This window comes from Pseudomonas sp. LTGT-11-2Z, from assembly GCF_003691445.1.
GTDB lineage: Bacteria > Pseudomonadota > Gammaproteobacteria > Pseudomonadales > Pseudomonadaceae > Aquipseudomonas > Aquipseudomonas monteilii.
This window is the reverse complement of sequence record NZ_CP033104.1, coordinates 5,015,577-5,026,780: the sequence shown is the minus strand read 5'-3', so window position 1 is coordinate 5,026,780 and position 11,204 is coordinate 5,015,577. Positions and strand designations below refer to the sequence as shown.

The 11,204-nt window shown below is 65.7% G+C and carries 13 protein-coding genes; 12 read left to right on the top strand and 1 reads right to left on the bottom strand.

All coding sequences use genetic code 11. The features are described from left to right. Window positions 1–177: 177 nt before the first annotated feature. From D8767_RS23765 to D8767_RS23710, 12 genes are read left to right on the top strand one after another with little or no spacing between them, the layout of a single operon-like run. The gene (locus D8767_RS23765; protein ID WP_028698968.1) at window positions 178–1,818 is read left to right on the top strand and encodes a hypothetical protein; all 1,641 of its coding nucleotides are present in this window, start codon (window positions 178–180) and stop codon (window positions 1,816–1,818) included. Continuing rightward, complete coding sequence (locus D8767_RS23760) at window positions 1,815–2,240, top strand: pilus assembly protein PilZ (RefSeq protein ID WP_016713021.1); 426 nt, start codon at window positions 1,815–1,817, stop codon at window positions 2,238–2,240. Before D8767_RS23765 ends, D8767_RS23760 begins: the two co-directional genes overlap by 4 nt. A 3-nt stretch (window positions 2,241–2,243) precedes the next feature. Continuing rightward, window positions 2,244–3,998, top strand: a complete 1,755-nt coding sequence (gene gspD / locus D8767_RS23755) for a type II secretion system secretin GspD (protein WP_174442267.1) — start codon at window positions 2,244–2,246, stop codon at window positions 3,996–3,998. Next, window positions 3,998–5,446, top strand: coding sequence for a GspE/PulE family protein (locus tag D8767_RS23750; protein WP_016713019.1), 1,449 nt, complete (start codon window positions 3,998–4,000; stop codon window positions 5,444–5,446). The genes gspD and D8767_RS23750 overlap by 1 nt, the downstream gene beginning before the upstream one ends. A 3-nt stretch (window positions 5,447–5,449) precedes the next feature. After that, a complete protein-coding gene (gene gspF, locus D8767_RS23745) occupies window positions 5,450–6,652 on the top strand; it encodes a type II secretion system inner membrane protein GspF (RefSeq protein ID WP_016713018.1) in 1,203 nt (400 codons plus the stop codon). 17 nt (window positions 6,653–6,669) lie between these two features. Continuing rightward, on the top strand, window positions 6,670–7,104 hold the full coding sequence (gspG, locus tag D8767_RS23740; protein WP_016713017.1) for a type II secretion system major pseudopilin GspG: 435 nt from the start codon (window positions 6,670–6,672) through the stop codon (window positions 7,102–7,104). 2 nt (window positions 7,105–7,106) lie between these two features. Next, entirely contained in the window at window positions 7,107–7,538 is a 432-nt protein-coding gene (gspH, locus tag D8767_RS23735; protein ID WP_016713016.1) for a type II secretion system minor pseudopilin GspH, read from the top strand. Further along, window positions 7,535–7,903, top strand: coding sequence for a type II secretion system protein GspI (locus D8767_RS23730; protein ID WP_016713015.1), 369 nt, complete (start codon window positions 7,535–7,537; stop codon window positions 7,901–7,903). Before gspH ends, D8767_RS23730 begins: the two co-directional genes overlap by 4 nt. Next, window positions 7,900–8,490, top strand: coding sequence for a prepilin-type N-terminal cleavage/methylation domain-containing protein (locus D8767_RS23725; protein WP_016713014.1), 591 nt, complete (start codon window positions 7,900–7,902; stop codon window positions 8,488–8,490). The genes D8767_RS23730 and D8767_RS23725 overlap by 4 nt, the downstream gene beginning before the upstream one ends. Next, window positions 8,487–9,563: a type II secretion system protein GspL gene (gspL, locus tag D8767_RS23720; RefSeq protein ID WP_028698970.1), complete on the top strand. Its 1,077-nt coding sequence runs from the start codon at window positions 8,487–8,489 to the stop codon at window positions 9,561–9,563. Before D8767_RS23725 ends, gspL begins: the two co-directional genes overlap by 4 nt. Continuing rightward, window positions 9,560–9,946 (top strand): type II secretion system protein GspM, encoded by a 387-nt coding sequence (gspM, locus tag D8767_RS23715; RefSeq protein WP_016713012.1) that lies wholly within the window; start codon window positions 9,560–9,562, stop codon window positions 9,944–9,946. Before gspL ends, gspM begins: the two co-directional genes overlap by 4 nt. Continuing rightward, window positions 9,943–10,602: a general secretion pathway protein GspN gene (locus D8767_RS23710; protein WP_028698971.1), complete on the top strand. Its 660-nt coding sequence runs from the start codon at window positions 9,943–9,945 to the stop codon at window positions 10,600–10,602. Before gspM ends, D8767_RS23710 begins: the two co-directional genes overlap by 4 nt. A 30-nt stretch (window positions 10,603–10,632) precedes the next feature. Here D8767_RS23710 and D8767_RS23705 read toward each other — a convergent pair whose 3' ends face one another. Next, window positions 10,633–11,187, bottom strand: a complete 555-nt coding sequence (locus D8767_RS23705) for a murein L,D-transpeptidase family protein (protein ID WP_016713010.1) — start codon at window positions 11,185–11,187, stop codon at window positions 10,633–10,635. Window positions 11,188–11,204: the final 17 nt, after the last annotated feature.

The window sequence follows — 11,204 nt, the reverse complement described above, 5'->3', positions numbered from 1 at the left end:
GCGCAAATATGATGATTCATTGGCAGAAATGTTAACGGCGTTTTAAAACGGCCCGCTCTTAGAACATTCGCTGACAGATCAATTTGGAATGACTGTCGGAATTCTGCCATCAAACTGTAATGCCAACGCCGCAACATCCGGAGCCCTGAATGAACATGGATAAGGATGGCGGGTTCGATGGCAAGCAGCATGCACAGGCGCGAAGTGATCAGCTGGATGGGTGTCGGGGCCATGGCCCCGCTGCTCGGCGCCTGTTCTGCTTTCCCGGCACAACAGGGCGGTAACGCCCACCTCGACCTGCTGTACGTGGCCGATACCCTCGATGCCCGCCAACCCGGCCAGGCGGTGGTGCCGGCGACTCGCCTGGGGCCGGTCAGCCATCTGGGCCGCGCGCCTTGGATGACCGGCAGCAGCGCCAGCCTGGCCTACCCGCAACTGGCGCCGTTGCTCGATGCCAGCCAGGCGAGTGCAGCCCAGCTGGGCGGTTTTGCCGTGCTGGCGGCGCTGCTGGAACAGCTGCGGGGGGAGGCCGGTGCAGGTAACAGCCTGACCCTGGAAAACGGCCAGGGCTGGAATGGCAGTGGCCTGGCCTACCTGACTCAAGGCGAGAGCGGCGTTCAAGGCAGCCAGTTGCTGGGCAGTGAGGTGCGTGTCAGCAGCGATGAACGCGTGCTGTGGCCGCAGCGTAGCCATGGGCTGTATCGCCAGGCTAGCGCCATTACCTTGGGCGCCGGGCTGGCGGACGCGCAACGTCAGGCACTGGGGCTGGAGGCCTTGCACGTCTTCGAGCGCGGCGGTGCTCGCATTGCCGTGGTCGGCGTGACCGACCCTTACGCCCAGGACCAGAAAGCCTCCCTGAAACTGTGGTACCAATCATTACAACCCGTGTTCGAGCAAGCCCGGCGCGAAGCCGACCTGGTGGTGGCCATGGCCGACGTCGGCACAGGCCCTGGCTTGTGGCTGGCCGAGCGGGTGCCGCAAATCGACGTGTTGTTGTGCGCCCGTGGCCAGGACCTGTGGCCGGCGCCGGTCGAGGTCACCCAGGCCAGTGGCCGGCGCGTGCCGGTGTTGTTCGCCGGCTGTCGGGGCAGCGGCGCCTTCCGCCTGCGTTGTCAGCGAATGGCTGGCGCATGGCAATTCGATGGGCGTTTCTTCCCGGCGTTCGAACAGCAACTGTCACCCGCCGCGCAACTGCGGGTGGGGCAGCTGCAGGCTACCTTGCGCCAGCAACGCGCCGGCCATGCGGCCTGGCTAGACCAACCGCTGGCCCGTGCGCCACAGGCTTTGTGGCGCCGCGACACCCGTGGCGGCAGTTGGGACCGCTTGCTGCATCAAGCGTTGGCCGATGACAGCAGCATGCCCGTGCTGCTGCCGGGCCTGCGCTATGACTACCCGCTGCCCGCGGGTGCCCCCATTACCCGCGAACACCTGATCAGCCTGACCGGTGGCTACCCGGCCCCGGTGGTCGAAGCGCCGGCCCGGCAGGTGGAGCAAGTACTGGAGAACGCCGCAGAGCAACTGTTCGGCGACCCGCTACTGCTGGACAACAGCCAAGACCTGCCACGCTGGCAGAGCCAGGCCTGGGGGGTCAGCTACAGCCCGCAAGGCAAGCGCATCACCGGGCTGGAGTCGGTGCAGGGCCTGTGCCGCACTTTTGGCCTGCAGTTTCAAAGCCAGGCGGGCGAGCCCCTGTGGCAGCGGGTTGAAGCCTGGCTCGCCCGTCAGGCACCCGGCTGGCAACTAGTGCCGTTGCAATGGCCAGACGTGCGCTATGTGCAGGGGCACCCGGGCTGGCACCCACGGCAGTTGGCTTCGTGACGTTCGCTTCGCGCCTGCTCTCGGGCGCAGGCCTGACCTTGGCAGGCTGGCTGGCCGCCCAGTGCGTGCTGCAACTGAGCCGCCAGCCACAACCGGCGACAGCACCTGCGGTGGCTGTCGGTCCGTTGCCTGGGCTGATGGTCGGTCACTGGCAGGCGCCCATCGACGACGGTGCAATCGCCATTACCCGCCTGCCACTGCAATACCTCGGGGGCCTGAAGGCTGAGCCATTGGCCTCCAGCGTGGTGGTGCTGCGCTACGGCGAGCAAGTACGCACGCTGGCGCGTGGCCAACGCCTGGCGCCGGGGATCGTGCTGCAGGACATCGACAGTGATGGCCTGATTTTCAACAACCAGGGGCGGCGCGAACGCCTGCCCTGGCCGCCACGCCCCGCCGTGACCGGCTTCAAGCGGCAAGGATGAACGATGCCTGTTAGATACTGCGTGGCTGCTGCGTTGAGCCTGGTGCTGTCCTTGGCCTGCGCCGAAGAGCCGGTGTTCGATGACAACGGTACGCCAATGTACGAGGTGAACTTCGTCGACACCGAACTGGGCGAGTTCATCGACAGCGTGTCGCGTATCACCGGCACGACGTTCATCGTCGACCCCCGGGTAAAGGGTAAGGTCACTGTGCGCACCGTCGACCTGCACGACGCCGATGCCATCTACGACATCTTCCTCGCGCAGTTGCGCGCCCAAGGCTATGCCACTGTCGACCTGCCCAACGGCAGCGTGAAGATCGTCCCCGACCAGGCCGCGCGCCTGGAGCCGGTGCCGGTGGAGGCGGGCGGGCAGCAGGGTGAAGGCAGCGACAGCGTGGCCACCCGTGTATTCAATGTGCGCAACGCCGCCAACGAACAGGTGCTGGGTATCCTCAAACCCCTGATCGACCCGCGCGTTGGGGTGATCACCCCGTACCCGGCAGCGCACCAGTTGGTGGTCACCGACTGGCGCAGTAACCTCGACCGCATCGCCAGCCTGCTGCGCCAGCTCGACCGCCCGCAAGAGGCGCCTGGCAATGGCAGCACCCAGGTGATCTACCTGCGCCATGCCAATGCCGGTGAAGTGGTCAAGGTGTTACGCGGACTCAGCCAGGAAGGTGTGGTGCCGGCTGAAGAGGCGGGTGAAGGTGAGGGTAAGGACAGGCCCGCGGTGGCTACCAGTGGTGGCCCGGGCATTCGCCTTGAATACGAAGAAGGCACCAACGCTGTGGTCATGGTCGGCCCAGACAGCGAGCTGGCCGCCTACCGCGCCATCGTCGAGCAGCTGGACATTCGCCGTGCCCAAGTGGTGGTGGAAGCGATCATTGCCGAGGTGTCCGATAGCAGCGCCCAGGAGCTGGGCGTGCAATGGCTGTTTGCCGACGAAAAGTTCGGCGCCGGCATCGTCAACTTCGGCAGCAACGGGGTGAACATCGCCAACATCGCCGGGGCGGCTGCCAGTGGCGACAACGAGGCGCTTGGCGACCTGCTGTCCGCCACTACCGGCGCCACGGCGGGCATCGGCCATTTCGGCGGCGGGTTCAACTTCGCCATGTTGGTCAATGCGCTAAAGGGCAAGAGTGGTTTCAACCTGCTGTCCACACCTACTTTGCTGACCCTGGACAACGCCGAGGCCTCCATCCTGGTCGGCCAGGAGGTGCCCTTTGTCACCGGTTCGGTCACACAGAACAACGCCAATCCGTACCAGACCATCGAACGTAAAGAGGTCGGGGTGAAGCTGCGTATCAAGCCGCAGATCAACGTCGACAATAGCGTGCGCCTGGACATTGTCCAGGAGGTGTCATCGATCGCCGAGTCCAGCGCGGCCAGCGATGTGATCACCAACAAGCGCGAGATCAAGACCAAGGTCATGGTCGAGGACAACGGCCTGGTGATCCTCGGCGGCCTGATCAGCGACGAACTGAGCACCAGCAACCAGCGCGTGCCGCTGCTCGGTGACATCCCTTACCTGGGCCGGCTGTTCCGTTCCGACGCCACCAAGAACACCAAGCAGAACCTGATGGTGTTCATCCGCCCGCGCATCTTGCGGGACGGGCCAAGCCTGGCCGGGCTTAGCGAAGACAAGTACCGCACCTTGCAGCAGACCACGCCGCTGCAACTGCCGGACCTGGCCGAGGGCACCCCTTTGTTGCAGGTATTCCCCGCCAGCCGCGCGCGCCTGGAAGGCGGTGACTGGTGATGCTGCCTTACCGCCAGGCACGGCAAAGCGGGGTGGCCATGGCCCCGGCGGCCGAGGGCTGGCAGCTGTGGCTCCGGCGCGATGCCGACAGCGCCCAGTTGCAGGAGCTGCTGCGTGTACATGGCCAGCCCAGTGCGCTGGAATATCTGGAACCGGCCGTGTTCGACGAGCGCCTGGGCCAGTTGTATGAGGTGGGTGATGCCGCCACTGAAGCGCTGATCGAAGGCATTGGTGACCAGGTCGACCTGGACAGCCTGATGAGCGAGATGCCGCGTATCGAAGACCTGCTGGAAAGCGATGACGAAGCCCCGGTCATCCGTCTTATCAATGGCCTGTTTGGCCAGGCGCTGCGCCTGCGCGCCTCGGACATCCATATCGAAACCTTCGAGCAGAGCCTGGTGGTGCGCCTGCGGGTCGATGGGCACCTGCGTGAAGTGTTGCGCCCACCGCGAGCGCTGTCGGCCATGCTGGTGTCGCGGATCAAGGTCATGGCGCGCCTGGACATCGCCGAAAAGCGCCAGCCCCAGGACGGCCGTATCACCTTGCGTGCAGCAGGCCGTGAAGTGGATGTACGGGTTTCGACCTTGCCCGGCATTCATGGCGAGCGGGTGGTCATGCGCGTGCTCGACAAGCAGGCCAGCCTGCTGGCGCTGGATAACCTGGGCATGCCGCCCGCCGTGTTACAGGGCCTGCGCAGTTGCCTGGCGCGTCCCAACGGCATCGTGCTGTCCACTGGCCCGACCGGCTCGGGCAAGACCACCACCCTGTACGCCAGCCTCAATAGCCTCAACGATGGCAGCCGCAATATCCTCACGGTCGAGGACCCCGTCGAATACGCCATTGCCGGCATTGGCCAGACAGCCATCAACCCGCGTGCCGGGCTGACGTTTGCCAGTGGCCTGCGCGCCATCCTGCGCCAGGACCCGGACGTGATCATGCTCGGTGAAATCCGCGACCAGGAAACCGCGCAGATCGCGGTTCAGGCCAGCCTCACCGGCCATCTGGTGCTGTCCACCCTGCACACCAACAGCGCCGTGGGGGCGGTAACCCGTCTGCGCGACATGGGCATCGAGCCGTTCCTGATCGCCTCGTGCCTGCGTGGTGTGCTGGCCCAGCGCCTGGTACGGCGCTTGTGCCGTTGCGCCGTGTCGTACCCGCTGCAACCTGCCGAGCGTGAGCTGTGGCCAGAACTGGCGGCACTGGGCAGCAGCTACCACGCGGTGGGCTGCGAACAGTGCCAGGGCAGCGGTTATGTCGGGCGCCTGGGCCTGTACGAATTCATCGAGCTGGATGCCGGGTTGATTGGTCTGCTCTACGACGGCGCCAGTGAACTGGCCATGCAGGATTACCTGGCTGAGCGTCGCCAGAGCCTGGTGGCGATGGCCAGTGATTGCCTGGCCCGTGGCGAGACCAGCCTGGCCGAAGTGCTGCGTGTGGTGCAGGGTTAAGGCATGCCGACGTATCGCTACCAGGCCGTCGACCTCGCCGGCAAAGCGCACAAAGCCAGCCTGCAAGCCGACAGCGAGCGCCATGCACGCCAGTTGTTGCGCGAGCAGGGCCTGTTCGCCCGACAGTTGCAGCGCCAGGAAGCCGGAGCCCGGCAAGCCAGGCGCCAGCGTTTAAGCCGCGCCCAGCTCTGTGAACTGACCCGCCAGCTGGCGACCCTTATCGGGGCTGGCATCCCCTTGGTCGATGCGCTGGGTACCCTTGAACGCCAACTGCGCCAGCCCGCCCTGCACAGTGTGCTGGTGGCCCTGCGTGGATCGCTCGCCGAAGGCCTGGGCCTGGCCCGCAGCCTGGCGCGCCAGGGGGCGCCGTTCACGGGTTTGTATTGCGCACTGGTCGAGGCCGGCGAGCGTTCCGGGCGCCTGGCACAGGTGCTTACACGTTTGGCCGACCACCTGGAGCAGGTACAGCGCCAGCAGCACAAAGCCCGTACTGCGCTGATCTACCCCACCGTATTGATGGGTGTGTCACTTGCCGTGGTCGTCGGCCTGATGACCTTCGTCGTGCCCAAACTCACCGAACAATTCGCCCACGCGGGGCAAAGCCTGCCGCTGATCACCTCGCTGCTGATCGGCCTGAGCCAGGGGCTGGTACACGCCGGGCCGTGGTTGTTGGGGGTAGCGTTGATGCTTGGCGTGCTCGGCGGCTGGTTGCTGCGCAAGCCGCATTGGTGCCTGCGCCGCGACCAGTTGCTGCTGCGCCTGCCGCGCATCGGCAGCCTGCTGCAGGTGCTGGAAAGCGCCCGCCTGGCGCGCAGCCTGGCGATTCTCAGTGGCAGTGGCGTGGCCCTGCTCGAAGCCTTGCAAGTAGCCACCGAAACCGTCGGCAACCGGCGCATCCGGCTGGCTATGGAGCAGGTGCGCCAGCAAGTGCAGGGCGGCACCAGCCTGCACCGAGCGCTGGATGCCAGCCAGCAATTCCCGCCGCTACTGGTGAACATGGTCGGCAGCGGCGAGGCCAGCGGCACCCTGGCCGACATGCTCGAACGCGTGGCCGACGACCAGGAGCGCGGCTTTGCCCGCCAGGTGGATACCGCCATGGCGCTGTTCGAACCCCTGATGATCCTGGTGATGGGCGCCGTGGTGCTGTTCATCGTGCTGGCGGTGCTGCTGCCGATCATGCAACTCAACCAGGGCCTGCAACTGTGACGACAAGGAGTTTTGCCATGCTGCATCGACGCAACCGCCAGCGCGGTTTCACCCTCATGGAAATCATGGTGGTGATCTTCATCATCGGCCTGCTGATCGCTGTGGTCGCGCCCAGTGTGCTGGGCAACCAGGACAAGGCCATGAAACAGAAAGTGATGGCCGACCTGGCCACCCTGGAGCAGGCGCTGGACATGTACCGGTTGGATAACCTGCGTTTCCCCAGCAGCGAGCAGGGCCTGGCCGCTCTGGTGAAAAAGCCGAGCCAGGAACCACTGCCACGGGCCTGGCGCAGCGACGGTTATGTGCGCCGCCTGCCGGAAGACCCGTGGGGCACTCCGTACCAGTACCGCATGCCCGGTGAACATGGTCGGGTGGATGTTTACTCGCTGGGCGCGGACGGCCTGCCCGGGGGGGAAGGCCAGGATGCCGACCTGGGTAACTGGGAACTGTAAAGGTGCGCCGTCAGCGGGGCTTCAGCCTGATCGAATTGCTGGTGGTGCTGGCAATCGCCGGCCTGATGACGGGCCTGGCGGTGGCGGGGCTTGGCAGCGGTCAAGCCAATGTCGACCAGGCGTTGCAGCGCCTGGCGGCCGAAACCCGAGCGCAGGCCGCGTTGGCCCGACATACCGGGCAACTGCGCGGGCTGCGCTGGAATGGCCCGCGTCCGGAGTTTGTGCGGCGCGAGGGCAATGCCTGGGTCGTCGAAGCCGTTGCGGTGGGCGACTGGCCCAAGGGCCTGCACCCGGACTGGCCCGCCAGCCCGCAGCCGCGCCTGGTGTTCACGCCGCATGGCTGGGCACAGCCAGGCAGCGTGATCTGGCGCTGGGCCGATGGCAGCCAGCAATGGGCCTGGGGCCGCGATGGTCGCTTGCAGGTGGCGCCATGAAGCAACGTCAGCGTGGCTTCACCTTGCTGGAGGTGACCGTAGCCTTGGCGATCGCTGCTGTGCTGGCGGTGATCACCAGCCAGGTCCTGCGTCAGCGCCTGGCCGTGCAGGACAACCTTCAGCAGCATCGCCTTGGCCTGCTGTGCGCGCGTGAGCTGCAAACCCGCTTCGCTGTCGAGCAGTTCTGGCCTGCCGCCAATCAGGCTAACGGCGAGCTGAGCCAGGGCGGCCAGCCGTGCCATTGGCAATTGCAACTGCGCCGCACCGGCGTGCGCGACCTGCGCCGGGGCGAGCTGCAACTGTTCGCCGACCGTGACCAGCGCCTGCCGCTGGGCCAGTACACCGTGTTTCTGGAGCGCCCATGAAGCGCCGCCAGGCTGGCTTGACCCTGATCGAGCTGATGGTCGCCCTGGCCCTGACAGCCTTGCTCGGCATCATGCTCGCCGCTTTGGTCAACGGCTGGCTCAAGGTCCGCGAACGCCTTCAGGTCACCAGCCAGCAAACCTCGGTGCTGGACTTTTGCCTGGCCTTGGAGCGTCGCTTCGACAGCCCGGTGCTGCGCCGGGTCTATGACCAGCGCCTGCCCTTGGCCAGCCGCTGGCTGGACTGGCAACCGGCAAGCCACCAATTGCAATGGGTCGCCGCCACCGGCCTGCCAGAGGCCGAGGGCGGCTCGCGCCTGCAGCGCCAACGCTTGCGCTTTGAGGCCCGCGATCAACGCCTGCTGCTGGAAAGCTCGGCCGACTTGTACGCGGCCGCTGCCCCGCGCTGGATACAACGCGAGCACCTCGACCGGGTCAGCGTGATGAATGTCCTTTATTACCAGGGCGGCCGCTGGCTGACCTGGCCTTCTGACCAGCCCGCGCATCCCGGCCGTGGTGTGCGCCTGGAATTGCAGCGTGATGGAGCACCCTATGTCTGCACTTTCGCCCTCCCGTGGGGGCGCTCATGAAATTTGAATGGCGGCGACGAACGTCGGCTCAGCCGTGGTTGTTGCTGCGCCCCGGCGTTGTCTGGCACTGGGCACTGATCGACGGCGGCGTCGTGCAGCGCCAAGGGCAGGGTGAGCCACCGGCGAACCTGCAAGCCCGGGTTGCACTGATTCTGCCTGCCGAGGCGTGCAGCTGCTTCCGCGTACCGGCTCCACCGGGGCTCAAGCGTGAAGAGTGGTCGTTGCTGCTTGAGGACTGCTTGCTGCAACCGCCGGACGAAGTGGCCTGTGCCTGCCTGGCCCGAGAACCCGGGTACCTTCGTCTGCTGGTTGTGGCACGCCAGAAACTGGAGGGCTGGCGTGGGCAGTGTGCCGCATGGGGCCTGCAAGTGGAGCGTTGCTGGGCAGAGCTGCAGTTGCTACCTGCGGTAGAAGCAGGCACTGCCTGGCACTGGCAGCGCCCACCCGGCATGTCCTTGTACAAAGGGTTGGGCGAAGACGAACAGGAACACTGGCTGGCGTGGCCGGATGCACTGGAAGAAATGCCGCAGCAACCTTGGGCACACCTGCAAAAGGTGCCACTGAGTGGCGACTGGCCAAGTGCGCTGGCGCCCCTCGCTTCGCTGCCTGGCTTGTTCGAGCGTGGCCGCAAGGCACCTTCATTGCCTGCCGTTTCGCGTCCGCAGCAACGGCTGTTGGCTGCTTGCCTGGTACTGGCGGCTGTATGGAGCAGCCTGTGGTTGAGCCAGCAATGGCGCCAGGCGCAACTCTGGCGCGCCCAGGTCATTGCCGTGACAGGCGAACAGGCCAGCCCACAGCATGCCGCTCAGGCCCTCAAACGCCTGCGTGAAAGTGGGTTGCAACAGCAAGTGCGCACACGCCAGCTCGAAGACTTGCAGGCAACGTTGCAGGCGTGGCTGCGGGATCACCCCGGCTGGCGCCTGCAAGCCGTGCGCTTCGATGGCCAGCGCTGGCGCGTGCGGTTGGCGGGCGAGGGGGCCGCGCCACCTTGGCAAGACATGGCCAGCGCAGCGGGCGCCGCCGTGCAGGTGCTGAGTGGCGAAGTGATCTTCGACTTGGGAGCAGCCGTATGAGCCGCGACTGGATGCAACGTCATCGGTTGAAGTTCGCCTGGTTGTTGATTGCCGTGTTGCTGGCCTTCCTGGCCCTGCGCGGTGGCTTGGCGCAATGGCGCGAACTCAGTCAGTGGCAAGGGTTGGCTGAACAAGCCGCCAGTTTGCAGGGTGGCCCTGACTTGAGCATGGAGCGTTTGAAGCAGTCGGCCAAGGCGCGGCGGGTGGCGCTGGCCGAGGTTGATGAACAAGGCAAAACCTGGCACCTGCGCGGGCAGGTGGCCGATGAGCGGGCGCTGCAAGACTGGTTGCAGGCCCTGCGCACCGAAGGCGTACAGCCGCTGCAATGGGGGCTGGAGCAGGATGGCAAGGTGTTGCGCTTCGATCTGGTGGTGCAGCCATGAGCCGTAAAGCTGCGGCGTGGGTGCTGCTCGTGTTCGCCGTGACACTGCTGGTGGAGCCACCTGCTAGCTGGGTGGCGCGCGGGCTCGGCCTGCCAATGCAGGATGCCCGTGGCAGCCTGTGGCAAGGTCACGCACAACAGTTGGGGCCAGTCGGGCCATTGCGTTGGTCGGTGGCGCCTTGGCGCATGCAGGCCACTGCGCAGCTGGGGTTCCAAGGGCAAGCCTGGCAGCTGCGTGCCGAAGGCTGGCCTTGGCGTTGGCGGCTGGAAGCAGCGGCCATGGGGCCTCAGGCTACGGTGGCGGCTGATTACCGCCTGGCCGGGCAGTGGCAGGGCGCAGTGCAGCTGAGCGGGGTAGGGCGCCGGTGCCTGACCAGCGAAGGCCGCGTAACAGTGAGTGATCTGGCACTGAGCGAACCCTGGTCGCTGGGCCTGGGGCAGGGCTGGCTGGAAATGGACTGCCGCAGTGGCTGGCGCCTGCGTGGCAAACTGGCGCAGCAGGGGCAGCATCAGTTGGCCGTGGATGCTGACCTGCCAGGTCGTCGGGCGCAGCTGGTATTCGAGTTGCAACCGGAGGCTGCTTTGACGCCCTTGTTGCGGGGGGCGCAGTGGCTGGGGCCGCAGGCGTTGGCAGGTCAACGCGACTTGCGCTGGTAAACCTGTCGAAGCGGGTACTTGCTTGTAGGACTAAGGCCGAATCTCGATCAACGTCCCATCCCGCACCAGGTCCCACACTTCCTGCATGTCACGGTTACGCATGGCAATGCAGCCATCGGTCCAGTCCAGGGTATGGAAGTACCATTCCGGGTATTCGTCGTTGATCGGCGTGCCGTGGATCATGATCATGCTGCCGGCACTCACCCCTTCGCGGGTGGCACGGGCGGCGTCGCTGACGTTCGGGTAATTGATGTGCATGGCCAGGTTGAAGCGGTCGCTTTGCTTGCGCCAGTCCAGCCAGTACAGGCCTTCGGGGGTTTTTTTGTCGCCTTCTCGCTCTTTGGCGCCCTTGGGCTGCTTGCCCAGGGAAATGCGGTAGGTTTTCAGCGGCTCGCCACGGCTGATCAGCTGCAGGCGGCGCTCGGACTTGATCACCAGCACCTTGTCGATCAGCGGTTGCATGGCCTGCTGCGAAGGCGAAGGCGTTTGCGCTGCCGGTACGGGCTTGCGGATGATGGTCTCGGTGAAGGCCGCCTGGGACACCGAGGTAACGCAAAGGCAGAAAAGGGCAAGCAACCAACGCATGTAACGGTATCCCTGAA